Origin of the sequence: Desulfovibrio sp. TomC (assembly GCF_000801335.2) — a bacterium.
Lineage (GTDB): Bacteria > Desulfobacterota > Desulfovibrionia > Desulfovibrionales > Desulfovibrionaceae > Solidesulfovibrio.
In genome coordinates, this window is record NZ_JSEH01000020.1 from 60,784 (window position 1) to 85,775 (window position 24,992).

General features: G+C 62.9%; 18 protein-coding genes. 11 read left to right on the plus strand and 7 right to left on the minus strand.

Annotated features, from left to right (window positions below; genetic code table 11):
• Positions 1-29: 29 nt before the first annotated feature.
• Positions 30-455, plus strand: a complete 426-nt coding sequence (queF, locus tag NY78_RS17220) for a preQ(1) synthase (RefSeq protein ID WP_043638650.1) — start codon at positions 30-32, stop codon at positions 453-455.
• Here queF and NY78_RS17225 read toward each other — a convergent pair.
• From NY78_RS17225 to NY78_RS17235, 3 genes are all read right to left on the minus strand, one after another.
• Positions 452-1,384, minus strand: coding sequence for a YhjD/YihY/BrkB family envelope integrity protein (locus NY78_RS17225; RefSeq protein WP_043638696.1), 933 nt, complete (start codon positions 1,382-1,384; stop codon positions 452-454). The genes queF and NY78_RS17225 overlap by 4 nt on opposite strands.
• Positions 1,381-2,376, minus strand: coding sequence for a phosphatase domain-containing putative toxin (locus NY78_RS17230; protein ID WP_047960260.1), 996 nt, complete (start codon positions 2,374-2,376; stop codon positions 1,381-1,383). The genes NY78_RS17225 and NY78_RS17230 overlap by 4 nt, the downstream gene beginning before the upstream one ends.
• A gap of 69 nt (positions 2,377-2,445) precedes the next feature.
• Positions 2,446-3,144 (minus strand): acid phosphatase, encoded by a 699-nt coding sequence (locus tag NY78_RS17235; protein WP_043638653.1) that lies wholly within the window; start codon positions 3,142-3,144, stop codon positions 2,446-2,448.
• 412 nt (positions 3,145-3,556) lie between these two features.
• Between NY78_RS17235 and NY78_RS25295 the strand changes: the two genes are divergently transcribed.
• Both NY78_RS25295 and NY78_RS17240 read left to right on the plus strand, forming a co-directional pair.
• Positions 3,557-3,721: a hypothetical protein gene (locus NY78_RS25295; RefSeq protein WP_197084269.1), complete on the plus strand. Its 165-nt coding sequence runs from the start codon at positions 3,557-3,559 to the stop codon at positions 3,719-3,721.
• A gap of 99 nt (positions 3,722-3,820) precedes the next feature.
• Positions 3,821-4,036 carry a hypothetical protein gene (locus NY78_RS17240; protein WP_043638656.1) on the plus strand — a complete coding sequence of 72 codons (216 nt, stop codon included), beginning with the start codon at positions 3,821-3,823 and terminating at the stop codon, positions 4,034-4,036.
• 46 nt (positions 4,037-4,082) lie between these two features.
• Here the strand turns inward: NY78_RS17240 and NY78_RS17245 are convergent, their stop codons facing one another.
• Positions 4,083-5,138, minus strand: coding sequence for a hypothetical protein (locus NY78_RS17245; RefSeq protein ID WP_043638658.1), 1,056 nt, complete (start codon positions 5,136-5,138; stop codon positions 4,083-4,085).
• 231 nt (positions 5,139-5,369) lie between these two features.
• On the opposite strand from NY78_RS17245, the gene uvrA reads away from it, so the two are divergent.
• Positions 5,370-8,126 (plus strand): excinuclease ABC subunit UvrA, encoded by a 2,757-nt coding sequence (uvrA, locus tag NY78_RS17250; protein WP_043638661.1) that lies wholly within the window; start codon positions 5,370-5,372, stop codon positions 8,124-8,126.
• Positions 8,127-8,132: 6 nt separating this feature from the next.
• Here the strand turns inward: uvrA and NY78_RS17255 are convergent, their stop codons facing one another.
• Entirely contained in the window at positions 8,133-8,297 is a 165-nt protein-coding gene (locus NY78_RS17255) for a hypothetical protein (protein ID WP_043638664.1), read from the minus strand.
• Between the two features lie 657 nt (positions 8,298-8,954).
• Here NY78_RS17255 and NY78_RS17260 point away from each other — a divergent pair.
• Complete coding sequence (locus NY78_RS17260; protein ID WP_043638667.1) at positions 8,955-11,288, plus strand: methyl-accepting chemotaxis protein; 2,334 nt, start codon at positions 8,955-8,957, stop codon at positions 11,286-11,288.
• A 90-nt stretch (positions 11,289-11,378) separates the two neighbouring features.
• On the opposite strand, the gene NY78_RS17265 is transcribed toward NY78_RS17260, so the two are convergent.
• Positions 11,379-12,284, minus strand: coding sequence for a hypothetical protein (locus NY78_RS17265; RefSeq protein ID WP_043638670.1), 906 nt, complete (start codon positions 12,282-12,284; stop codon positions 11,379-11,381).
• Between the two features lie 308 nt (positions 12,285-12,592).
• On the opposite strand from NY78_RS17265, the gene NY78_RS17270 reads away from it, so the two are divergent.
• The 5 genes from NY78_RS17270 (at position 12,593) to purE (ending at position 22,151) form a co-directional block, all read left to right on the plus strand.
• Positions 12,593-14,926, plus strand: coding sequence for a methyl-accepting chemotaxis protein (locus tag NY78_RS17270; RefSeq protein WP_043638673.1), 2,334 nt, complete (start codon positions 12,593-12,595; stop codon positions 14,924-14,926).
• Positions 14,927-15,153: 227 nt separating this feature from the next.
• The gene (locus NY78_RS17275; protein WP_043638675.1) at positions 15,154-17,490 is read left to right on the plus strand and encodes a methyl-accepting chemotaxis protein; all 2,337 of its coding nucleotides are present in this window, start codon (positions 15,154-15,156) and stop codon (positions 17,488-17,490) included.
• Positions 17,491-17,802: 312 nt separating this feature from the next.
• On the plus strand, positions 17,803-20,139 hold the full coding sequence (locus NY78_RS17280) for a methyl-accepting chemotaxis protein (protein WP_043638677.1): 2,337 nt from the start codon (positions 17,803-17,805) through the stop codon (positions 20,137-20,139).
• 227 nt (positions 20,140-20,366) lie between these two features.
• Positions 20,367-21,653 (plus strand): phosphoribosylamine--glycine ligase, encoded by a 1,287-nt coding sequence (gene purD, locus NY78_RS17285; protein ID WP_043638679.1) that lies wholly within the window; start codon positions 20,367-20,369, stop codon positions 21,651-21,653.
• The gene (gene purE, locus NY78_RS17290) at positions 21,654-22,151 is read left to right on the plus strand and encodes a 5-(carboxyamino)imidazole ribonucleotide mutase (RefSeq protein ID WP_043638680.1); all 498 of its coding nucleotides are present in this window, start codon (positions 21,654-21,656) and stop codon (positions 22,149-22,151) included. It abuts the gene before it with no gap.
• 340 nt (positions 22,152-22,491) lie between these two features.
• On the opposite strand, the gene NY78_RS17295 is transcribed toward purE, so the two are convergent.
• A complete protein-coding gene (locus tag NY78_RS17295) occupies positions 22,492-23,460 on the minus strand; it encodes an Lcl C-terminal domain-containing protein (RefSeq protein WP_043638682.1) in 969 nt (322 codons plus the stop codon).
• Positions 23,461-23,869: 409 nt separating this feature from the next.
• Here NY78_RS17295 and NY78_RS17300 point away from each other — a divergent pair.
• A partial coding sequence (locus tag NY78_RS17300) for a tetratricopeptide repeat protein (RefSeq protein ID WP_043638685.1) occupies positions 23,870-24,992 on the plus strand: 1,123 nt, incomplete at its 3' end.

Sequence of the window (24,992 nt, forward strand, 5' to 3'; positions counted from 1 at the left end):
GCCCCACCCGGCCGTCAAGGAGACTTCCCATGTCGCACCCGGTTCCCAAAGACGATGTCAGCACACTCAAAACCCTGGGCCAGGGGGCAACGGTCTACCCCCACACCGTCTCGCCCGGCCTGCTCGAGACCTTTCCCAACGCCTTCCCGGGCCGGCCCTATACCGTGACCTTTTCCAGCGACGAATTCACGAGCCTTTGCCCCAAAACCGGCCAGCCCGACTTCGGCACCATCTCCATCCGCTACGTGCCGGATGCACTGTGCATCGAATCGAAGTCGCTCAAGCTGTATCTGTTTAGCTACCGCGACGAAGGCGCCTTCATGGAAACCCTGACCAACCGCATCCTCGATGATCTCGTGGAGGCGGCCTCCCCCCTGGAAATGGAAGTGACCGGCGATTTCGCGGCCCGGGGCGGCATCACCATCTCGGTCACGGCCACCTACCAGAAGCGCTAACCACCCGGCCCGTTGCGGCCCGTCAGGCGGCCGGAGCGCAACCGGTCGATCCAGCCGGCCGGGGACAGCCGGCGGTGCAGGGCCGACGGGGCGTGGTCGCGCTGCCACAGATGCAGAAACCACGCCCCCAAAAGGACCAGCCAGGCGTTGTAATCAAGCCAGAGCAAAAAAAGCACCGCGCCGCTTAACGACCCGTAGACCAGTTCATAGCGGGGCAGGACCGCCACCAGTCTGGCAAAGGCCAGACTGACCCCCCAGCCGGCCGCGGCCAGCCCGGCCGAGACCGCGAGTATGGCCCGCAGCGGCCGCCGGCCCGGCAAAAAGAGCACATAGGCCGCAGCGAAGAGGCCGGTCAGGCAGCCCACGCCCCACAGCGCCGACCATTGGCGCAACAAGCTGCCCTGGGGCTCCAGGCGCGGCAGATAGGCCAGATACATGGCCGCTGTCACCGCGCCCACAAAGAGCACCCCGCCCACCCCGCCCCACAGCGCGCCCCAAACCCGTCCGACCAGGGAGACGGCCGGCGGCGGCGACTGACGCCACGGAAGGGCCAGGGCCCGGCGCAACGCGCCCAGAAACAACCAGGACGACCACAAGAGAAACAGCACGCTCTCCAGGGAAAACCCGGCCGAGGCCCACAACAGCCGCCGCGCCCGGGACACCAGCACCTCGTCGATATAGGGGGTGATGGCGGCCAACTGGCGGCGAAGGGCCATCTGGCCGGTCCAGCTCTCGCCGGACACCGCCCCGCTCAGGGCCAGCATGGCAAAAAGCAGCGGCACGGACGAGAGCAAGGCATAAAAGGCCAGGGCGGCTGCCTGGGTCGGACCGCCGGAGCGGAAAAAGGCGCTGATCGCCTCGCCGCCAAGCCGGGCAAGCTCCCGCAGCCAGGCGGCCACGAGCCGCCGTCGGAAAACCGGTCGCCTCACGGCCGGCAGTTCCCGGCCAGCCACTGGGACCAGCTCTGCCCGCGCCCGTCCGGATTGGCCATGGCGTAGTCGTAAAACCGGCGCAGGAAATCAAGCCGCTCCTGGGCCAGACGGTCGCGCGCCGGAGTTTGGCCGCCGGCCGTCCGGGTCAGGTCGGTGCCGCCCAGGGCCTTTTGCCGGGCCAGGATGGCGGCAAAGTCCACCTCCCGGGCGTTTTGCAGCATGTCGACGAGGCATAAAAACGTGGTGGTGCGCCCGGCGCCGCCCCGGCAATGAAAATGCAGCCAGGTCTGCGGGGCCAGCCCGCGGTAAAACCGCACGAACCGGTCCACGACACCGTCACTGGGACGGGTGTGGTCGGAGACGGGCAGCCGGAAATAGCCCAGGCCCAGGGACGCGGCCGCCTCGGCCTCGGTGACGGCCGGCAGCGGTCCCAGGGTCAGGCTGTCGCTTCCGCCCTGGCCCTTTGCAGCGTCCTGGCCGGCATCTTTGTCCCGGGCCACAATCACTCCCGGCAACGCGTCAACGGCGGCCAGCAGCCCGGCCTCGGCCCCAGCCACGGCCACGGCTTCCAGCCCGGGATTGCCCTGATTGTCGGGGACACGCCAGGATACGGCCTCCCCGCCCAGAAAGCCGTGGGATTCCCGGCGCAGATCAACCACAGTCACCCGGCCGGGCAGATTGGCCTGTAATACGGCCAGTTGCGGCAGGGAAAACTGACTGCTGCCCGAGACGCGCAACCCGTCCAGGCCCTGGCGGGACAGGGCCGGGCTGCCGGCAGGGACGGCCAGCGGAAAGGCGGCCGTGCGGAAACGGCGCGGCAGTTCGGACAGGGCCGGCGCGTCCAGGGTTAGCACGCCTTGCGTCGCCCCAGTCTGGGCCAAGGCCGGGGCAAGCCAGCCGGCCAGCAACGCCAGCCCCAGGCAACAGGCCCGCAGCAGCCGCAGGCATCCGGCAGATCCGAGCCGATATGTGGCTTCAGGCGTTTGCATCACGAGTCCCCCGGACAGGTTTGTCTGCGCCGCCTGCCTGGCGGCGGCGATGCCCCCGACAGACGGCGGCTACTGCGGCAAGCCCAGGACCTGACGCACTTCGGCCCTGGCCTTGGCATAGTCCTCAAGAAAAGTCGGGGACTGGAACAGGAAGGCGGCGATGACCGTGCCTGCGATCCGGCCGGCCACAACGTCGCTTGGATAATGCACCCCGCCGATCTCGCGGTTGAGCCGATACTGTTCGGCCCGATCATAAATCTGCACCTGCTTTTCCGGGACCATGTTGGCCAAAACAATGGACATGAGCGTGCCGAAGGTCGAGTGGCCGCTTGGGTAGGAGGCATTGCCGGGCTTTGGCACGCAGGGCGTGATGGCCGGGTTGGCGGCATAGGGTCTTGGCCGGTCCCAGTGCTTTTTGGCCGGCCCCAAAAGCTCGTCGCCATTCTCCTTGACCGCCTTGAAAAAGGCGGCGGCCACGGGCAACTTTTCCGCCGTGAAATTCTCCCCGACGGCATCGGCGAACCGGAAGACGCTACGCTCGGCATCGGCCAGGGCAAAGGCCTCCATGTCCGGAGTCCGCTCTTTTTGCAGCATCAGCAACAGGTCCATCTCCCGCTGTTGCCGGACCGAGTCCAGGGCCGGGGGCGGCGGGAGCAGTCGGGCGAAATCGATCTGCTCGCGGCTGACGAACAGCGCCTCGCCGGACCAGCCGGTCTGGGGCAAGAGGAACAACAGAAGCAATACAAACGGACGGCTCAAATGACGCATGGGGAACCTCCACATGGGGACAACACGGGTACAAGATGCAACGGCAGCCTGACGGAAGGGATCGGATGCCTTTATAAAGCACCTGCCCCCGGGTGTCACGGTGTCCCATTGCGCCTGATTCCAGGCCGGCAGCCAAGGACCGCGTCAAAGGATTTCCATCCCGCCCGCCATTTGCCGGCTTCGTTGCCGGCCGCTGGCGGCCCTGGCCGCGCCCCCGCCGGACAGTTTGAAAACATGTCTTTTACGAACCGCAGGCCTCTCCCGAAGGTAACCGGCCGGGGCGAAGCAGCGACAAGGTCGCCAGAGCACAGGCGCGGATGGGACGAGAGGGTCCCGGAGCCTTTGCCGGGAGCGTTTGGCGGCTTGTGGAACGGATTCTGCAAGGCCTGCCCCATGCAGGGAGGTTTTGCCCATGTTCGCACCAAGCATCCATCTGGAATGCGTTAGTTTTTTTGAGCCGACCGAAGGCGTGTGGCGGGAAGAAAACGTCAAAGGGCCGACGGACGACGAAGCCCGTAACGGACAAACCGACGAGGAAGAGGATTTCCTGTCGTTTTGCCGGCGCTCGCTGCTCTAACCGGATTGGCAGCCCCGGCTGTTGCGGCTATACGGGTCAGGTCGCAGTCCCCTCGCGTCTCCTGCGCGGGAGGGATTGCGGTGTAACCTTGGAGGTCGCATGAAACGCCTGCTGTGCCTTCTGGCGCTCATCGCCTTTGCCGCCACGGCCATGGGCTGTCCGGCTCCCCGCCGCCACGCTCCGCCGCCGCCGCCCGGCCAGGGCGCGCCCGGTCAGACCCCGCACCCGCCCGGCCAGGGTGCACCGGGGCAGTTCTCGCCGCCGCCCGGACCAGGTGCGCCCGGCCCGTTCCCGCCGCCAGTCGCCCATCCCTAGACCAGAACCACGGGCCGGCCTGTCCGGCCCGTGTCGCAACCTCGGGTCAGTCCGGGGTATAGTGCGGCAAAGCCGGTTCGCGCAGCGACACGAACTGGTCGGCCAGGACGCGACAGTACCCGCAGGTCCGGCACTGGCGTGAACAATCGGCCGTGCGGGCAAAAAAGTCCTCGGGCAGGGAGGCGTTGTCGCAGGCATAGCGGTCGGACAAAATTTCCAGGGTATCAAGCAGCCAAAGCAGGTTCCCGTCGTATCGCCCGGCCAGATAGGCCGACACAATGGTCCGCAAATCCCTGGCTGTACGGCTGCGGCCGCAAATCTTGACGAAATCCACCACACCTTCCAGCTGTCCCACGTCTTCGGGCCGGATAAACGGCGAGGCCAGCATCCGCCCCGGGTCCTCGGCGAAACGGCGCAGACAGCCCAGATCGCGGTTGATGTCCGGGCCTACCCGGCAGGCCGCCAGCCGCGACAAAGCGATATGGGCGTCATGGGCGGTCTTGTAGGGACAGGCATACAGACAGCCCTCGTTGGCCATCACCCCCACCTGCATCCCCGGCCACTGCCGGTGCAGCCCTGCGGTGATGGCGGCCAGATGCCCGGGCCGGCGATTGCTGTCCCGGTCGAGGATCACCGATGGCGGCGGCCGAAAGCGGGTGGAACCGGCCGCCTCGATGATGGCCGAGGCCCGCTCCAGACTGTCCAGACGAAAATTGATGCTGGGGATGGCGCAAAGCGCCCCGGCCACCTCCGGCGAGGCGTCGGAAAGGGCCTGGAGCAGGTATTGATCGGCGTAGATGATGCCGGTCACCGCCCCGGCGGCCAGATACCCGTCAAGCAGCATGACCAGATCGCGCAGCCCGTCGCCGGTGAGCAGATCCGGAGCATGGAAGGCTGCGTTTAACAGCCCCAGGCGCGGAATATCGGGCAGGGCGGCCAGCCCGACGGCCAGCTCCAGGGGCGAAGGATCGGCCAACCCCGGCAACCGGGCGTCCGGCGTCTCCGGGCCGAGCCTGAAATAGACGGCTGAAAGCGCACTGGCCTGTCCGGCCACCAGGGCGGCATAGGTCGCCTCGGGCACAAAGGGGACCTCAAAACGCATGGTCGCTCCTTTGCCGCTGCCGCGCGGGTTGGCGACACCGGCAAATCCGACATAATGTAAACAGCCGTTAACCGCAACACCGCCGCCGCAATTTCCGCCTGAAACCGCCGGCCAGACCGGACGACAGCGGTTTTATCCTCTGCCCTGCCGGCCGCGTCTTGTCAAACACCCTTGCCTTTCCGGGCAAGGTCCTTATTTTGCCTCCTTGCCACGCAGAAGTTTGGAGGCATGATGAGCGAAGCTCCCCGTATCCACATTGAAGGCGCCCGCCAGCACAATCTGAAAAATCTCACCCTGGACATCCCCCGCGACCAGCTGGTCGTGGTGTGCGGCCCTTCGGGTTCGGGCAAATCCACCCTGGCCTTCGACATCGTGTACGCCGAAGGGCAGCGACGGTATGTGGAATCGCTGTCGGCCTACGCCCGGCAATTCCTGCCGCAGATGGACAAGCCGCAGGTGGACAAGATCGAGGGCCTGTCTCCGGCCATTTCGCTGGAGCAGCAGACCGCCACCCGCAACCCGCGTTCCACCGTCGGCACGGTGACGGAAATCTACGACTTTCTGCGCGTCTTTTTCGCCCGCCTGGGCAAGCCCCATTGCCCGGGATGCGGGGAGCCGATCACCGCCCGCACGGCCGATGAGATCATAAGCGACATCCTGGCCTTGCCGGACGGCTCCAAGCTTCTGCTGCTGGCCCCGCTGGTCGAACACCAGAAAGGGACCCACGCCGACCGGCTCAAGAAACTCAAGAGCCAGGGCTTTGCCCGGGTGCGCGTCGGCGGCGTGGTCGTGCCGCTGGAGCCCTTGCCGGAACTGGAAAAAAACAAGCGGCACACCATTGATCTGGTGGTGGACCGGCTGGTGGTCAAGGACGGCATCCGCTCGCGCCTGTCCGACTCGGTGGAACTGGCCCTGGCCCAGGGCGAGGGCCGGGTCTACGTGGCCGACCACGAGGGCAAGGCCAGGGACCGCATTTTTTCCACGGCCTCCTCCTGCCCCGCCTGCAAGATCAGCGTGCCGCCGCCCTCGCCCCAGCTCTTTTCCTTCAACAGCCCGCAAGGGGCCTGTCCGGCCTGTTCGGGCCTGGGCACGGTGGACTATTTCGAGCCGGCGCTTTTAGCCCCCAACAAGGGCCTGTCCCTGGCCGAGGGCGGCATCCTGCCCTGGAAAAGCGAACGCGCCCTGGCCCGGTACAGCAAACGTCTGGAGGAACTTGGGGTGCGCCACGGCTTCACGCTTCGCACCAAACTCGGCGAGTTCTCCGACACAGCCCGGGAAGCACTCTTTTACGGCGACAAGGCCTTTGGTTGGGAGGGCGTGGTCCGACTGCTGGAAAAGGGGCAATCCTTTGGCTCGGTGTGGCGCGACGAACTGGCCCGCTACCGCCAGTCTCGGCCGTGTCCCACCTGCAACGGCGCGCGGCTGCGGCCGGAATCCCTGGCCGTGCGGGTGGCGGACCAGAACATCGCCCAATTCTGCGCCATGCCCATCGACCGGGCCTTGCCCTGGCTCACGGGCCTCGATTTCACCGGCTCGGACGCAGTGATTGCCGAACCGCTTTTGAAAGAACTCACCCATCGCTTGAAGTTTCTTTCCGGCGTCGGCCTGGAATATCTGTCCCTGTCGCGCAACATGGCCACCCTGTCCGGCGGCGAAGCCCAACGCATCCGGCTGGCCGGCCAGCTCGGGTCCGGGCTGGTCGGGGTCACCTATGTCCTGGATGAACCAAGCATTGGCCTGCATCCCCGGGACAACGACCGCCTGCTCGCCACCCTGCGCCAGCTCCAAGGCCGGGGCAACACGGTACTCGTGGTCGAGCACGACGAGGCCACCATCCGCAACGCCGACCATGTCATTGAGCTGGGACCGGGCTCGGGCCGGCTTGGCGGCGAAATTGTCTACCAGGGCGACGTGGCCGGCATGCTGGCCTCGTCGACCTCGCTGACCGGCAAATATCTGCGCGGCGACGCCGTCTCCCCGCGCCCGGAAACCCGGCGGGCCGGCAAGGGCCATCTCGTTTTGCGCGGCGTGGCCACCAACAATCTGAAAAATATTGACGCCGCCATACCGCTCGGCTGTCTGGTCTGCGTCACGGGCGTTTCCGGTTCGGGCAAAAGCTCCCTGATCATGGATACGCTGTATAAGCACCTGGCCCTGGCCAAGGGTCTCAAGGTGGACGCGCCCGGGGCCATTGCCGGCATTGAGGGGGCCGAGCTGATCGAAAAAGTCGTCAGCATCGACCAGACGCCCATCGGCCGCACCCCGCGTTCCAACCCGGCCACCTACACCAAGATCTTCGACGAGATCCGCAACATCTTCACCACCACCCCGGACGCCAAACGCCGGGGCTTCAAGCCCGGCCGCTTCAGCTTCAACGTCAAGGGCGGGCGCTGCGAGGCCTGCGGCGGCGACGGGCAGATCCGGGTGGAGATGCATTTCCTGCCGGACATTTATGTCACCTGCGAGGTGTGCGGCGGTCTGCGCTACAACCGCGAGACCCTGGACGTGCGCTACAAGGGCTTGAACATCGCCGAGGTACTGGATCTGACCGTGCGGGGGGCCAGGGAATTTTTCGAGAATTACCCGGTCCTCGACCGCCGCCTGCAGGTCCTCGAAGAGGTTGGGCTGGAGTATCTGCACCTGGGCCAGCCGGCCACCACGCTGTCCGGCGGCGAGGCCCAGCGCATCAAAATTTCAAGGGAACTCGGCAAACGCAGCCTGCCCGGGGCGCTCTACATCCTGGACGAGCCGACTACCGGATTGCACATGCAGGAGGTGGGCAAGCTCATCACCGTGCTCCACCGGCTGGTGGACAAGGGGGCGAGCGTGCTGGTCATCGAGCACAACACCGACGTCGTGGCCGCCTCCGACCACGTCATCGATCTCGGCCCCGGCGGCGGGGAGGGCGGCGGGCGCATCGTGGCCCAGGGCACGCCGGAAGACCTCAAGGCCGACCCGAACTCCGTGACCGGACGGTTCCTGCCGTAACGCCTGCTACAGCTCCTGATCCTTGTCGTCGTCTTTGCCGGTCATCCATTTGTTTATGGGATTTTTCTCGCCAGGATGGCGTTCCTGGAAATTCCTGGCCCGGCGGTTGAAATAGATCAGGAAGACAAAACCCAGGGCGATCAGCACAAGGAGAAAGACGCCGTTGCTCATGGACGGCCTCCAGGGGGAGCTGTTGGTTGCGTTGCGCCGTGTTCCATCATTCTTAAAATACGCCCCCGCTCCCGCCTTGTACAGTCCTCCCATTCGCCCCCTGTTCGTCACAGAGCACGGCTCGGTTTCCGGCCGTTGCCCAACGAACGGGGGATGACCATGCGTTCCATCGGCATGAGCGCCATTCTCAGCCCGGCAGTCAGCGCCACGGCAGGCCGGCGACGCCTGTTGGCCCTTTTCCCCCTTTGAAAAGAAGCCGTTGCGGCTGCGGCGTCCTCCCCGCTTCTTCGCCCCTCTTGCGCCAGGAACATCCCACCGTCTGCCTCGCCGCGAAATAAAAAAAGACGCGCGCAATAGCGGCGGGGCACGAATCGGCAGTCCTTTGTCAGATTTTCTGCCTGCTTTGTGGCCACGCCCCCGGACATAGCCCAAAACAGACACTAAAATAACAATAAAACGTGATTGTTAGACCTCAAAAAAACACTGGCCTCTGCCGCTGCTTTTCCTTATTGCCAACCAGGGGGTGAGCGCGATTATTCGCAAGATTGGCAAACTGGGTCATGTTTACATGCTCCGCGCCGATCAGGACAGCGCTGCCGCGTGCTGATGCTCCATACTGCGCCCCCTTTTTCATCCACCGTATCCGGGAGACTCACCATGCGCCGACTGGGCCTCAACACCGTTCTGACTCTGGCCGTCATTGCCTCGCTGTTTCTGGGCATAGCCGCCATCATCCTCTATGCCGCGACCTCGACGGCCGACATTTCCACGTCGTTACAAGAAGAAGAACTCCAGCGCACAGCCACGGACATGGTCAACCTGATCAGCCTCAGCCTGGAAAACGGCAAAGAGAGCGCCGACACCCTGGCCTCGCTGCCCGTTTTTCTCGAAGCCCTCATCGGCGCGCCGGAACGAGCCCAAAAAATGCTCGACGGCTACCTCAAAAACTCTGACGCCCTCTTGGCCGTCCTGGTCGTCGATACCGACGGCAAGGCCGTGGCCTCGGTTTCCAAATCCGGCAAACCCCTGGCCGACTCCTACAAGGACTGGGATTTTTTCAAAGCGATTTCTTCTGGAAACGACGACTACACCAGCGCGACGATCCGCCGCGATGCAGCCGGCAACACCACCTATTTCACCACGGCCCATGCCGTGCATGGACCCGACTCCAAAATACGGGGCATGGTGGTCCTTTGCACGGACTGGAACCGTCTGACCCGCGCCTATCTCTCCCCCATCCGCTTCGGCCAATCCGGCTATGGCTTCATCTTCGACGATGCGGGACGGATCATTGCCCATGCCAAAGACAAGTCCCTGCTCCTGGCCCAACCCTCCGACAAAACCATTGGCGAACGGGCGGCTGCACTCAAAAACGGCATCATGCGCTACGATTACAAGGGTGAGAACAAATATATGGCCGTGGCCCAGGTCGCCGGCGTCCATTGGCTGGTGTGCATGACCGCTTCGGCCTCCGAAGTCGCCGCCAAGGCCGCCGGCCAGCGCAATGTGCTCATCGGCCTGGGCGCCGTCGTGCTCCTCGCCGTGGCCGCGCTCATCATCATCTTTAACAAGGTGGTGGTGCTTACCCCCCTGGCTGCCATCGCCGCCTATGCCGCCGCCGTGGCCGACGGCAACCTCAAGGCCATCCTGACCGGCCGCTTCCGCTTCGAGCTGGCCGGACTGGCCCATAATCTGGAGCGCATGGTGGGGGAACTCAAGACCAAGCTCGGCTTTGCCGAAGGCGTCATGCAAGGCATCCCGGCCCCCTGCGGCATCGTCGGCCCGGACTGCACCATGCTTTGGGCCAACCAGGCCATCTGCGACCTGCTGGAAAAAACCGCCCCGCCCGAAACCTTCAAGGGGCAAAAATCCGGCCTGTTCTACCTCAACGACGCCGACCGAGAGACCTGTTCAGACAAGGCGCTTCGCCATCGCACGGTCTTGACCGCCCACAATGCCTACATGACCCCTTCGGGCAAACAACTGCGCATCGATGTCGTCACCACGCCCTTTTACGACATGGACGGCACGCTCCTCGGCTCCATCTCCTTTTGGACCGACCAGACCGAACTGCACGCCCAGCAGGAACGCATCAGTGCCCAGAACATGCTCATGGCCGGCACCGCCGACAAGGCCTCGGCCACCTCCGACCGCATGGCCTCGGCCGCTGAAGAACTTTCGGCCCAGATCGAGCAGGCCAACCAGGGCGCCCAGGAACAAAACGACCGCGTCCAGGAAACCGTCACGGCCGTGGAGCAGATGAACGCCACCATCCTGGAAGTCGCCAGGAATGCCGGGGAAACCGCACAAAACACCCTCATGGCCCGGGACAAGGCCCGGGAAGGGGCTGGACTGGTCGTTGATGTGATGGATGCCGTGGACAAGGTGCGCCAGGCGGCCGAGCAGCTCAAGGACACCATGCGGGGCCTGGGCGATCAGGCCCAAGGCATCGGGACCGTGCTGGGCGTCATCTCCGACATCGCCGACCAGACCAACCTTCTGGCCCTCAATGCCGCCATCGAGGCCGCCCGGGCCGGCGAGGCCGGACGCGGCTTTGCCGTCGTGGCCGACGAAGTCCGAAAACTGGCTGAAAAAACCATGCAGGCCACCAAGGAGGTCGGACAGGCCATTTCCGGCATCCAGCGCGGCACGACCGACACCATCGGCATGGTCGATCAGGCAGCCCTCGCCGTGGGACAGGCCACGGCCCTGGCCGAACGCTCCGGCGCAGCCCTGGGTGAAATCGTCAGTGTGGTCGAAACCGCCGGCGATCAGGTCCGGGCCATTGCCACCGCCGCCGAAGAACAGTCCGCCACCTCGGAAGAGATCAACCGGGCCGTGGAGTCCATCAGCCGCATCGCCTCGGAAACCGCCCAGGCCATGGGCCAGTCCGCCCGGGCCGTCACCGAGCTGGCCGCCCAGGCCCATGAACTCAATGCCCTGGTGGCCGACATTCAGGGCGGCAGCGGGCAGCCGGCCCTCACGGCCTAGACGTCCCCCGGTCCTGCGTTCCCAGATTTGCAAAAGCGCGGCCCAGACAAACGCCCCTTTCCGGCAGTGCCGGAAAGGGGCGTTTGTCGTTTACAGCACCTTTTCCCGGACCAATATTTCCTTGATCGCCTCATAGCGGGGCTGATCCGGTGTCAGCAAGGGCTGGCTAACCACCGCTTCCCGGAGCGCGTTGTAGGCTTCACTCATGCTTCCGCTGCCTTCGGGCTCCTGCCGCAGGGCGTAAATAGTGGCGCGGTCTGGTTCCGGAGACGGGATCAGATTGCCTGAAAGTGTATCCAGCTTCATGTAGAAAGGGCGGCGATGGCGGATGAGGATGGATTGCAGCGGGTCTGGAGTCATCATGTAGCCGAGCAGTTGATTGTCGTTTGAAGCATAATGCACGTGCAGATAGTTATGCCACCGGAAAAGACGTGCGTGAAAATCAAGCGAGACTTCGTCAACGGCCAGACATCCGGCAGCCTGCAAACCGCCTTCGGTGGGTTCGCCGATAATTGCCGCCCCGAGCAACCAGACGTCGCTATGCTTGTAGCGGACAGCCAAATCGTAGACACCGCCGAGCACCTGCACGAGATCATGCAGGTACTGCTTGTCATTTTGCCGATTGAGATGTTCGAAGATGACACTATCCTGGCGGGGGTCCAGGGGGCTGACTGCCCGGGACTGGTGGCGGCTTTTCAGCACGCCGCAGGAAAATTCCGGGGAATAGGCCCCGACGGCGGCATCGAGAAACAACTCGGCCGGCATCTGAAAATAGGCCAGATACCGGTCCAGACGCTCTGCCGCAATACCGGAGCGGATATCCTCAATGACGGTGTTGACGCTCCGGGGCAGGCCACAGTCGAGCCAGCGGCGGCTGCGGGTGAACTGCTCGGCTTCAAGCCGGGTTCCCCAGGCCAGCCCAGTCAGTTTGAGCGCCATATACAATTTCTCGCCGGTCCCTTCGAGGCGCAAAGCTCGGGGCCTTCCCTGAGGCATGGTTCGAACTCCTTCCAATATTCCATCTGCGGCTATCGCCATATTCTGGTATTTTTTTGGTGTCAAATAGTACCAAAGAACCAATCTGGTAATACCATCCCCTTTTCTCTATTGGCCGTACCGATGACTGGCAAAAGCGCACTTAAGGATCAAACCAGAGGGAATGCGGTCAGACGTTTCAGCCCCGCACCCCGGACATGACGGACCGTCTGCGCGCACGTTGATCGCAAGCTGCTTCTGTAAACGACAGCCGTCTGAGAGCGTATTCAACGCCATAAATAATTTTTATCACACAAAAAGGAACTCTCATGAAACATCTTGGTCTGAATGCTGTGCTGACACTGGCTGTCGTTATCTCATTACTTATTGGAATATCGAGTATCATTATTTATACGGCCGGATCCACCTATGACATCTCCTTGAAGATGAAAGAGGAAGCCTTGCTGGGAACCGCCAAAAGCATGAGCAATGTCCTTGATATGTATATCAATAACGCCGTTGATCAGGCAGAAACCATTGCATCCCAGCCCATCGTGACCGACGCCCTGAACGGGTCACCGGAGCAGGCAAACAAGATGCTGCGACAATTTGTCGCCCAATCCCAAGATCTTGCCTCGGCCATCATCATCGACGCCATGGGAAAACCCGTGGCAGGCGGGACGAAAAACGGCGAACCCTTGCCATCCTCCTATGCCGACCGTGAGTATTTCAAAGCCGTCATGGCCGGTCAGCAAAGTTACGTGGCCCAGACAATCCTCAAAGGCAAAACCACCGGAGACATGGTTGTCGTCGCCGCTCACGCCATCTCCGGTCCGGACGGCAAAATCCTCGGCATCGTCATTGTCTGCCCCCTCTGGGAACCGTTTACGAAAAAATTCATCGATAGCGTGAAATTCGGCGAAACCGGATATGGCTATATGCTCGACAGCAAAGGCGTCATCATCGCCCATGCCAAAGACAAATCCCTGCTGCTAACGTATCCGTCGGATCGAACGATCAGCGAACGGGCGTTGGCGCTTAAAACCGGCATCCTTAAATACGATTTCAAGGGTGAAACGAAATACATGGCCGTAGCTGATGCGCCCCTGACCGGCTGGCTCATCTGTATGACCTCCTCGGAGTCTGAAATGGCGTCACTGGCCGCCGGCCAGCGCAACGTGCTCATCGGCCTGGGCGCCGTCGTGCTGCTCGCTGTAGCCACGCTGCTCATCGTCTTTAACAAAGTCGTGGTGCTCACCCCTCTGGCCGCCATCGCCGCGTTCACCGCCGCCGTGGCCGCGGGGAACCTCAAAGCGCCGCTCACCGGCCGCTTCCGTTTCGAGCTGGCCGGACTGGCCCACAACCTGGAGCGCATGGTGGGGGAACTCAAGACCAAGCTCGGCTTTGCCGAAGGCGTCATGCAAGGCATCCCCACCCCCTGCGGCATCGTCGGCCCGGACTGCACCATGCTCTGGGCCAACCAGGCCATCTGCAACCTGTTGGAAAAAACCGCCCCGCCCGAAACGTTCAAGGGCCAAAAATCCGGTTTATTCTATCTTGGCGACGCCAACCGTGAAACCTGTTCAGACAAGGCGCTGCGCCAACGCCACGTCCTGACCGCCCAAAACGAATTCGTCGCCCCCTCAGGCAAACAGCTGCACATTAACGTCATCACCACGCCTTTTTTCGACATGGACGGCACGCTCCTCGGTTCCATCTCCTTTTGGAACGATGAAACCGAGGCCCATAACCAGCAGGCCCGCATTGCCGCCCAAAATACGCTGATGGCCGACACCGCCGACAAGGCCACGGCCACCTCCGACCGCATGGCCTCGGCCGCTGAAGAACTCTCGGCCCAGATCGAGCAGGCCAACCAAGGCGCCCAGGAACAAAACGACCGTGTCCAGGAAACCGTCACGGCCGTGGAGGAGATGAACGCCACCATCCTGGAAGTCGCCAGGAATGCCGGCGAGACCGCGCAAAACGCCCTCATGGCCCGGGACAAGGCCCGGGAAGGGGCGGCACTGGTGGTCGATGTGGTGGACGCCGTGGACAAGGTGCGCCAGGCGGCCGAGCAGCTCAAGGACACCATGCGGGGCCTGGGCGATCAGGCCCAAGGCATCGGGGCCGTGCTGGGCGTCATCTCCGACATCGCCGACCAGACCAACCTCCTGGCCCTCAATGCCGCCATTGAGGCCGCCCGGGCCGGCGAGGCCGGACGCGGCTTTGCCGTCGTGGCCGACGAAGTCCGCAAACTGGCCGAAAAAACCATGCAGGCCACCAAGGAGGTCGGACAGGCCATTTCCGGCATCCAGCGCGGCACGACCGACACCATCGGCATGGTCGATCAGGCGGCCCTCGCCGTGGAGCAGGCCACGGCCCTGGCCGAACGCTCCGGCGCGGCCCTGGGCGAAATCGTCAGCGTGGTCGAAACCGCCGGCGATCAGGTCCGGTCCATCGCCACCGCCGCCGAGGAACAGTCCGCCACCTCCGAAGAGATCAACCGGGCCGTGGAATCCATCAGCCGCATCGCCTCGGAAACCGCCCAGGCCATGGGCCAGTCCGCCCAGGCCGTCACCGAGCTGGCCGCCCAGGCCCATGAACTCAATGCCCTGGTGGCCGACATCCGGGGCGGCAGCGGCCAGCCGGCCCTGACCGCCTAAACCGCCTCCAGCGCCACGCAGCGCACTATCATCCGGGTCGGTTCATCACCGACCCGGATACATGCCACTGCGTTTTTCACATTGCCCTTCCTGTCATCTTTTCGCTACAATCAAGCCGATATCGTTACGCTCGGCGGCGTCGTCCCCCTTGGTCGGCAGACTGCCTTTCCCCTCGTTGTCAGCGACGCGCTCCTCCCGGCGCGCCCAAACCGGAAGATGGGGCATGTATGCGCAAGGCTAGCGTCAACACCATTCTCACCCTGCTCGTGGCCTTCTTCGTCACTGCCGCCATCGTCATCCTGGTTGTCTACGTCTCGCGCACCTCGTTCTCCATGGCCTCAGGGCTCCAGGAAAACGCCCTGGCCCAGTTGGCCTCTTCCACCGGCCGGACGCTTGATCTGTACCTGGAGGACGCCGCCGACGTAGCCCGGGCGCTGGCCACCCAGGACGCCGTGGTGGCCGGCCTCTCCGGCGATCCGGGGCGTTCCAGGGAACGCTTTCGCAACTACATCGACAATTACAGCAATTACTGGGCTATTTTCTCCTTCGATCTGCAGGGCAAGGTCGTGTCCGGCTTTAACGCCAACAAGCAGGACATGGCCGGCGGCGACCGATCGGAGCGCGACTATGTCCGAGCCGTGCTGACCGGCAAGGATCTCTTTTTCACCGACCAGGTCATCAGCGCCAAGACCGGGGATATCCTCATTTTCGTCATGGCCAAGGCGGTGCGTTCCCCGGACGGCAAGCTGCTTGGCGGCGTGGCCGTGTGCCCCAAATGGAACGTTTTCACCAAGGGCTTTGTCGATCCCCTGCGGTTTGGAACCCGGGGGTATGCGCTGATGCTCGACGGCCGGGGAACGGTCATTGCCAACGGCATGGACAAGGACACACTGCTCAAGGACCTGTCCGGCGAAGATTTCGTCAAACAGGCGCTGACCCGGAAAGAAGGCATTGTGGCCTACAACTGGAAGGGAGAGCGCAAGGTCATGGCCGTGGCCAAAGTGGGCGTCACCGGCTGGCTGGTGTGCATGACGGCCTATGAATCCGAGATGACGGCCGCAGCGGCGCAACAACGCAACATGCTGCTGCTCATCGGCGCGCTCTGCCTGGCGGCGGCAGTGGCCGGCATCGCCCTGGCCAACCGCACGCTCATGCTGCGCCCCCTGGCTGCTCTTGGCCGCTATGCCCAGGCCGTCACGGCCGGAGACCTGGGTGCGCCCCTGGCCGGCCTGTTCCGCTTTGAACTGCGTGGGCTGGCCGACAATGTGCAGGCCATGGTCGCCGAACTCAAAAACAAGCTGGGCTTTGCCCAGGGCGTGTTGGCCGGCATCCCCGCCCCGTGCGCCATTATCGGCCCGGACAGCCGCACCTTGTGGATCAACCGGCAGGCCATCGACCTGCTTGCCCTGGACGCCACCCCGGAGTCGGCCAAAGGGCAGATCACGGGCCAGCTCTTTTTCGGTGATCCGACTCGGGACACTGTGTCCCAACGTACCCTGCGCGAGCGCCAGGGGTTGTCCCTCGACATTGACTTCCATACCCGGCAGGGGCGCGATCTCCATCTCCATGTGGATACCACGCCCTTTTACGACATGGACGGCGAACTCCTGGGCTGCCTCGTATTCTGGACCGATCTCACCGGCATCACTGCCCAGAAGAACCGCATCGAGGAACAAAACGCCCTGATTTCCAGTCTGGCCGCCCAGGCCACCGAGGTGGCCCGGAGCATGGCCCGGGGCGCTGCCGACCTGTCCGAAGGCATCGAACAGGCCAGCCTCGGCGCCCGCAATCAGAGCAGCCGGGTCCACGAAACCGCAACCGCCGTGGAACAACTCAACGACACGATCCTGGAAGTGGCCAGAAATGCCGGCAGCACGGCCCAATTGGCTGAAAAAGCCCGCAACACGGCCGAAGAAGGGGCCGGACTCGTTGCCTCGGTCACCCAGGCCGTGGCTGCCGTACGCGAGGAAGTCCAGGCCCTGACGGCCACCATGGACGAACTTGACGTTCGGGCCAAAGGTATCGGGACCATCATGAACGTCATTTCCGATATTGCCGACCAGACCAACCTGCTGGCCTTGAATGCCGCCATCGAGGCCGCCCGGGCCGGCGAGGCCGGACGCGGCTTTGCCGTGGTGGCCGACGAAGTCCGCAAACTGGCCGAAAAAACCATGCTCGCCACCAAGGACGTGGGCCAGGCCATCACCGGCATCCAGCACGGGGCCGACGAGACGACCGCCCGCATGGCCCGGGCGGTGGCCCGCGTGGCTGACGCCACCGGATTGGCCGAGCGTTCGGGGGTCTCGCTCACCAGCATCGTCGAGTTGGTGGCCGCCGCCGGCGATCAGGTCCGCTCCATAGCTGCGGCCGCCGAAGAACAATCCTCCACCACCGAAGCCATCAACCTCTCCGTGGGCGACATCAACGCCCTGGCTGCCGCTGCAGCCGACACACTGTCCCAATCGGCCGCCGCAGTCCGGGAACTGGCGGAATTGGCGAACAATCTGAATGTCCTTATTGATCATCTGCAGCAACAGGAGGGAAGCCACAAAACGCTGGCCTAACTAAAATTGACCGTCCCAGACTCTTGCCAATTCCTCATTTTGACAGTAGGTATTCGCGCCGTTGCCCACATCCGACACCAGTACGACAAGATACTGCAAAGCCAACCACTCCACCCCATTTAGGACCTGCTGGTTGCATTTGCCAGTATATTTCGTATTGTCACGAACGCTGCGTCGCAAAGCCGTTCTGGCTCTCGCAACGTACGCAAGCCGCTTTTAGTTCCCAGAGTGGTGATTGTCTGCTGTGGCGCCAAGCCATAACACCATGCAGCGCATATGCATCCAGATGATGCATGCTGCCAAGGAGCCGCCATGCGTCAAGCAGGCATCACCACCATCATTGCCGCATCCGTTGCTGTCACCATCCTGGCCGGCGTCGCCGTCCTGGTTCTGTATGCCTCCAACTCGTCCTTTACCATGACCCGACAGGTCCAAGAGAATGCCCTGGCCCAGGCTGCGGCCATCACGGCCCAGTCCGCCGAGACCTATCTCAAGGGCACCGCCTCGGTGGCGGAGTCCCTGGCCGGCCAGGATGCCATCCAGGCCGCGTTTACCGGCGATGCGCCCAAAGCCCGGGAAAGGCTGCGTACCTACATCGCCGCCTACAAAGACTATTTCTCCTTTTTTCTGTTTGACGCTACGGGAACCATCATCGCCGGCAGCACCAGCGAAGGCAAGGATCTCACCGGCGGCGACCGTAAAGAGCGTGATTACGTCAAAGCCATCTTGGCCGGCCAGGATCTGGTCTTTAGCAATTCCGTCTTCAAGGCCGCGACCGGCAATGAACTTATTTATGTCGTGGCCAAAGCCGTGCGCGACGCCAACGGCAAGCTGCTTGGCGGCGTGGCGGCCTGCCCCTTGTGGAACCGCTTCACCGCCGCCACCATTGATCCGATCCGTTTCGGGCAACAGGGCTACGGTTTCATGCTCGACGATTCCGGCCACATGATCGCCCATCCGCTCGACAAGTCCCTGCTGCTCCAGGACGTTTCCCAGGTCGAGTCCACGAAGAAAGCCCTGGCCCTGCACAACGGCACCTTTGACTACGACTGGAAAGGCGAGGCAAAGGTCATGAGCGTGGCCCGCGTCCCTACCACCGGGTGGATTGTGTGCATGTCTGCCGACGCCGGCGAGATGATGACCCCTGCCGCCAAGCAGCGGTCGGTGCTCATTGGCGTGGGGCTGGGCGTGGCCGCCTTGGCCGTGCTCGTTATTGTCCTTATCAACCGCCGCCTGGTGCTGGGACCGCTGCTGGCTTTGAATGAATTCACGCGCCAGGTGGGCTCCGGTGATTTGAGCGCCAGCCTGAACGGCTCGTTTCGGGCCGAACTGGCCGTCTTTGCCGGGCATCTGCGCCAGATGGTGGGCGAACTCAAAACCAAACTCGGCTTTGCCCAGGGTGTGTTAAACGGCATCCCCTCCCCGTGCGGCATCGTGGGACCGGATTTCACGATGGTCTGGGTCAACCAGGAAATCTGCGACCTGCTGGAAAAGAGGGACGCCCGCCAATCCGCCGTCGGCCAGCGCTCCGGGGCCTTTTACAACAATGACGCCAACCGCCAGACCTTGTCCGACCGGGCCATCCAGGAACGCCGGCCCCTGGCCGCTGAAATCGACTATACCACGCCTTCCGGCCGAAAACTGCGCGTGGCCGTGCGGACCACCCCCTTTTACGACCTCGACGATAATTTGCTCGGTTCCATTTCCTTCTGGACCGACCTGACCCAGATTCACGAGCAAAAGCAGCGCATTGAGGAGCAAAACATCGTCATCGCCCAGACCGCAGCCCAAGCTTCGGCCGTGGCCGACCGGGTGGCTGCCGCTTCCGAGGAACTTTCGGCCCAGATTGAACAGTCCAGCCGGGGAGCCGAAGAACAAAACGCCCGGGTCCAGGAAACGGCCACTGCCGTCGAAGAAATGAACGCCACCATTATGGAAGTGGCCAGAAACGCCTCGGACACAGCCGGCCACACCGAGCTGGCCCGGGACAAGGCCCGCCACGGCGCGCAACTCGTCGGCGAGGTTGAAACCGCCGTGGCCGCCATCCGAGAGGAAGCCGTGGTCCTCACCGACAACATGCAAAGTCTGGGGCAGCAGGCCCAGGGCATCGGGACCATCATGGGGGTCATTTCCGACATTGCCGACCAGACCAATTTGCTGGCCTTGAATGCCGCCATCGAGGCTGCCCGGGCCGGCGAGGCCGGACGCGGCTTTGCGGTCGTGGCCGATGAAGTGCGCAAGCTGGCCGAAAAAACCATGCACGCCACCAAAGAAGTGGGACAAGCCATCACCGGCATCCAGCGGGGAACGTCTGATGCCGTATCCCGGGTGGACCGGGCCGTTTCGCGTGTCGGCACGGCTTCGGAACTGGCCGCCCGGTCGGAGGCGGCCCTGGGTGAAATCGTCACCGTGGTGGAAGCCGCCGGCGATCAGGTGCGGGCCATCGCCACGGCAGCCGAACAGCAATCCGCCACCTCGGAAGAAATCAACCGTTCCGTGGAATCCATCAGCGCCATCGCGGCCGAAACCTCCCAGGCCATGCACCAATCGGCCCAGGCCGTGTCGGATCTGGCCCGGCAGGCCAATGACCTCAATAGCCTCATGGCCCAGTTGCGCGAGACAGACCCGCCGCAAAAAGCCTTGTCCTAGCCCATTTCCCGGCCGGCCGGGCAGCGCTTTCCCGCTGTCCGGCCGGTTTGCATTTTCCAGCCATTGCGGCTAATTTCCCTTCTTTCTTGATATGGCTTTTCCCCTCCCCCGCCTGATCGTTGGTCCCTGCCATGCGCCGGATCGGGGGATGGTATTCCCGGCGGCCTCCCTGGATGGGCCCTCCCCTTCCCGGCAGCCCGCGGCACAACTGCACAAGGAGGCGCGTGATGCGCATTCTGGTGGTCGGCTCCGGCGGCCGTGAGCACGCCCTGGCCCATACCCTGTCCAAGAGTCCCGATGTTTCAGCTGTTTTGGCCGCCCCGGGCAACGGCGGCACGGCCTCGTGCGGCGAAAATGTTGCCCTGTCCGATACCGACGTCCCGGGCATTGTGGCCCTGGCCAAAGACCGGGGCATCAATCTGGTGGTGGTCGGCCCGGAAGCGCCGCTGGTGGCCGGGCTGCGCGACGCCCTGGAATCGGCCGGAGTGCCGTGTTTCGGTCCCGACGCCTATGCCTCGCAGCTTGAAGGCAGCAAGGCCTTTGCCAAGGAAGTCATGACTGCGGCCGGCGTGCCCACCGCTGCCTATGAAACCTTCACCGACGCCGCTTCGGCCCGGGCCTATGCCAGGAAAATCGGCGGCCCGGTGGTGGTCAAGGCCGATGGCCTGGCCGCCGGCAAGGGCGTCACTGTGGCCGCCGCCACCGAAGAAGCCATCGCCGCCATTGACGAATCCATGGTGACCGGCGCTTTCGGCTCGGCCGGGGCCACGGTGGTGGTGGAAGAGGCGCTTGTCGGCGAGGAAGCCTCGTTTCTGGCCTTTTGCGACGGCACAAACGCCGTGCCCATGACTGCCTGCCAGGACCACAAGGCCGTTTTCGACGGCGACACCGGTCCCAACACCGGCGGCATGGGGGCCTATTGCCCGGCTCCCATCCTGCCGCCGGCGCGCTATGCGGAAATGATGGAGCTGGTCATCCATCCCATCATGCGGGAGATGGCCAAGCGCGGCCATCCCTTCACCGGCATTCTCTACGCCGGTCTTATGATGACGGCGGCCGGCCCCAAGGTGCTCGAATACAACGTGCGTTTTGGCGATCCGGAATGCCAGCCGCTCCTGGCCCGTCTGGACAGCGATCTGCCGGCCATTTTCCTGGCCTGCCGGGCCGGGAAGCTGACGCCGGAACTGGTGCGCTGGTCGCCCAAAAGCGCTGTCTGCGTGGTCATGGCCGCGCCGGGCTATCCGGGGAGCTACCCGAAGGGCATGCCCATTACCGGCATTGAGGCGGCCGAGGCGACCGGCAACGGCGCGGTCAAGGTCTTTCAGGCCGGCACGAAACTCGACGGCGGCCGGCTGGTCACCTCCGGCGGCCGGGTGCTTGGCGTCACGGCCCTTGGGGATGATCTGGCGGCGGCCCAGGCGGCGGCCTACCGGGCTGCGGAAAAAATCCATTTTGAAGGTGCGTTTTACCGCCGCGACATCGGCGACAAGGGACGCAAACGGGAGGGGAAGTAGATGCGCATCGCCATTTTGATCGGCTCGATTTCCGATGAAGAGAAAATGCGGCCTTGTTCCAAGGTGCTCGATTCCTTAGGCATCGACCATCTGTTCACCGTGACCTCGGCCCACCGCACCCTGGAACGCACCGAGCGCATCATCCAGGAATGTGAAGCGGGCGGCTGCCAGATCTTTATCTGCGCTGCCGGTCTGGCCGCCCATCTGGCCGGGGCCGTGGCCGCACGCACGATAAAGCCGGTCATCGGCGTGCCGCTGTCCAACGCCGGCTCGGCCCTTGGCGGCCTGGATGCCATGCTGTCCACGGTGCAGATGCCGCCGGGCTACCCGGTCGCCACGGTGGCCCTGGACGGAGCCGGCGCGAAAAACGCCGCCTGGCTGGCCGCCTCCATCCTGGCGCTCAATGACCCCGAGCTGGCCGGTCGCATCCGCGCCGCCCGCGAAGGCTTCGCCCGCGACGTCGAGACGGCGGCAGCCAAGCTTGGCAAGCAGGGGTAACGGCAACACCGGCGCATCCTTTGCAGTGTTGTCCAGGTCGGGACGATCCCGGCCTGGACAACACCCCCACCCAGGCCCCCTGCCTTCAAGACGGCTCCCGAGAAAGATTCATCGACTCCCGTCCCCTGCCTAAAAACCCAAAGCGCCTTTTCGCCCCGCCTTGCGCCCTCGTCTCTCGGCCTTCAACCGGTTCAGTCGGGAAGCCAACCGATTGCTGTCGTCAGCCGAGGCCGCAGCCGCCGCCCCTGCGTCATCGTTGTTACAGGCTGGCAGGTCTCTGCTTCACAGCCCCTGGAGCAACGCGCGCGACGACTCCGCAATCCCTGCGGCGCGCTGGCATTTATTGCAGCAACAAACAGTCTATGGGGGAGACAACGACTGTCCGGGACGACGAGTTGCGCAGACAGCGCACGAAAAAGTCGGTCCGGGTTTTATTGTCGCTAGCCGAAGTGCCTGCGGTAAAATCAACGTACCCGGCGAGATCCGGGTGGTCTTTCAAGGTCGATGAGGACCAATAGAACGTCCCTGAGCCGACAAAGGTGTTGTTGATGGCTGGAGAAATCTTGGTGTAGTCGACCAAGGTCCGCAATTCCATAATGTCCGGCAGCCGCCAGTCTGTATACCCGTCTACGGTCTGGTTCTGACAGTAGGCCAGGGCCTCGGCCCAGGATTTCGACGCCGCGCTTGCAGTCTTTTCCCAAATCAGTCCGGTGGTCGTATCAACGACCACATTACCCTGGACGACGTAGGTATCGTCGGCCAATGTCTGGCCACGCACGCAACGCACATTGCGCCCGGTGTCTCTATCGTTGAACTCGGAGCTTCCGTAGACGAAGTTCACATACCAGGAAGCCGGCGCGGTGTACCCCGCATAGGGTGTTGCGGACCAATAATGCCCGCTTGTTCCTGCCAGAGGTCCGGCAAAGGCCGGCCTTGCCCGGTCGGAATCGACGATGGTGAGGTGTTCCCGTTGGGTTGGCAGTCGCCAGTCGGACTGATTGTCCAGGCCAAGACCCGTGCAATAGGCCGCCGCAGCGTCCCAATTGTGGGTTACGCCATCCGGCGTTTTTTGCCACACCAGGCCCGTTATTTGATCTGTGGCCGTATCCCCGTTGTCGACAAAGGCGTGGGCCTGCCCCGGAAAGTTGCCGTTTTGCCCGTAGAAGGCCTGACCAGGATTGGGACAGGTAATTTCTCCGGTTGTATCATAGCATTTTGTTATGCCTGTACTGGGAACCGTCCAGGCACCGGCCCATCCGGCAGAGACAAACATCACGACAAAAGCAAGAAGAACCGCACGTTTGCACATACTTCCTCCTATGTCGAATATGATGCCAAGCAATAAAGTCTCAATAGCATTTCCGCGATAGTCTCGTCTACGCATCTTTCCTATGTTACTGAGCCATCATTCGCAGTTATCGCCGACGCAACGAAGAGATAACACTTCGGATATAGCCAACACAGCTGAATTCCAATAGAATCAACTTCTTTCAAATATCGTCGCAAACCAGGACTCAAACCTTGTCGAACTGACTGGTTTCATTCGTAGGTTCGCTGCACGCAATTGTGCAGGCCGGCCAGTATGGCTGCCTGCCTCCTGACGCTGCGCCGGCCCCTGGAGTGCGTCGCCGCCATCCGGGCAGACGCCGCGAGATATTGCCGCCGCATGGAATATTGCGTATAGAGCGACGCATCCTACCGACAGTCTGGAGCACCGCATGGGATACGCAACACGCCGTGACACACTGAAAGACTTACTGCCGCGCCGCCGTGGCCGGGCCTTCCTGGCCGTGACTTTGCTGACCGGCTGGCTGGTCGTGGGGTTGGTGACGGCCGGCGTCGGGCTTGCGGCCAAGGCCGGCAATGGTGCGGCGACTGCTGCGGCACCTGTTGCTGGCGAGAGTGTCAGCGAGCGATTGACGCGGATGGAGCTGGAGATACGGCAGTTGCGGGAGGAGCAGGCGGCAAAGGCGGCGGATATTGAGACGGCGAAGACCAATGCAGGCAATGCGCTAGCTACGCTCGAATCGCACAAGGATCGCATTTCAGATGCACACAGCCGGGTAAGTGATGTGAATTTCAGCGTCACCTTGAGTTCTGCAATTTTATCGCTGCTTTTTGCCGGTGTCGTCGCGGTAGGCGGTGTACTCACCTATCAAAAAGCTGTGGAAGAGGCCCGGTCTGGCGTCAACAGATGGTTTGTGGAAGAAAAAGACAAACTTCACACAATCATAGACCAGTTTATTACTGATTCCTACAATAAAACATGCACCTACGAACGAGAAGCCAAGAAGCACCTTGATGACCACATAAAAGACCTAGACAGCAAACATAATGCAGCCATTGATTTAATACAATCAAGAAATTTAGGACCAATTGACGAATCAGAACGCAAAGATCTTGTACAAATTGCAGATACGACAAAAGAAAAACCTGAAAATGACTTTACTGCTCAAGACTGGTCTGCCAAAGCTTTCGCAGCATATTATGGAGGAGATTTTTCAAGTGCTGCTGAGTACTGGCTGAAATCGGCTTCAAGCAAAGATACAACCCAGCAGAACGCCGCTAAATCGCTCTTCAATCGTGGTTTCGCCCTTGGAGAACTCAAACGACCCAATAAAGAATTAGAGGCCTACGACGCAGTCATCACGCGGTTCGGCAATGAGACCAAACCGGAAATTCGGGAGCTGGTGGCGACGGCTATGGTTAACAAAGGCGTTACTCTCGGGCGACTCAAACGACCACAAGAGGCATTAGAAGTTTACGACGCGGTCATCGCGCGATTCGTCAACGATACCACGCAGGGGATTCGGGAGCAGGTGACGAGGGCATTCTCAAATA

Coding starts and splice junctions, on each gene's coding strand:
- purE (WP_043638680.1), top strand. CDS start 21,654: ATGCGCATCGCCATTTTGATCGGCTCGATTTCCGATGAAGAGAAAATG.
- NY78_RS17280 (WP_043638677.1), top strand. CDS start 17,803: ATGCGTCAAGCAGGCATCACCACCATCATTGCCGCATCCGTTGCTGTC.
- NY78_RS17235 (WP_043638653.1), bottom strand. CDS start 3,144: ATGCGTCATTTGAGCCGTCCGTTTGTATTGCTTCTGTTGTTCCTCTTG.
- NY78_RS17255 (WP_043638664.1), bottom strand. CDS start 8,297: ATGAGCAACGGCGTCTTTCTCCTTGTGCTGATCGCCCTGGGTTTTGTC.
- NY78_RS17240 (WP_043638656.1), top strand. CDS start 3,821: ATGAAACGCCTGCTGTGCCTTCTGGCGCTCATCGCCTTTGCCGCCACG.
- NY78_RS17265 (WP_043638670.1), bottom strand. CDS start 12,284: ATGCCTCAGGGAAGGCCCCGAGCTTTGCGCCTCGAAGGGACCGGCGAG.
- NY78_RS25295 (WP_197084269.1), top strand. CDS start 3,557: ATGTTCGCACCAAGCATCCATCTGGAATGCGTTAGTTTTTTTGAGCCG.
- queF (WP_043638650.1), top strand. CDS start 30: ATGTCGCACCCGGTTCCCAAAGACGATGTCAGCACACTCAAAACCCTG.
- purD (WP_043638679.1), top strand. CDS start 20,367: ATGCGCATTCTGGTGGTCGGCTCCGGCGGCCGTGAGCACGCCCTGGCC.
- NY78_RS17295 (WP_043638682.1), bottom strand. CDS start 23,460: ATGTGCAAACGTGCGGTTCTTCTTGCTTTTGTCGTGATGTTTGTCTCT.
- uvrA (WP_043638661.1), top strand. CDS start 5,370: ATGAGCGAAGCTCCCCGTATCCACATTGAAGGCGCCCGCCAGCACAAT.
- NY78_RS17245 (WP_043638658.1), bottom strand. CDS start 5,138: ATGCGTTTTGAGGTCCCCTTTGTGCCCGAGGCGACCTATGCCGCCCTG.
- NY78_RS17260 (WP_043638667.1), top strand. CDS start 8,955: ATGCGCCGACTGGGCCTCAACACCGTTCTGACTCTGGCCGTCATTGCC.
- NY78_RS17270 (WP_043638673.1), top strand. CDS start 12,593: ATGAAACATCTTGGTCTGAATGCTGTGCTGACACTGGCTGTCGTTATC.
- NY78_RS17230 (WP_047960260.1), bottom strand. CDS start 2,376: ATGCAAACGCCTGAAGCCACATATCGGCTCGGATCTGCCGGATGCCTG.
- NY78_RS17275 (WP_043638675.1), top strand. CDS start 15,154: ATGCGCAAGGCTAGCGTCAACACCATTCTCACCCTGCTCGTGGCCTTC.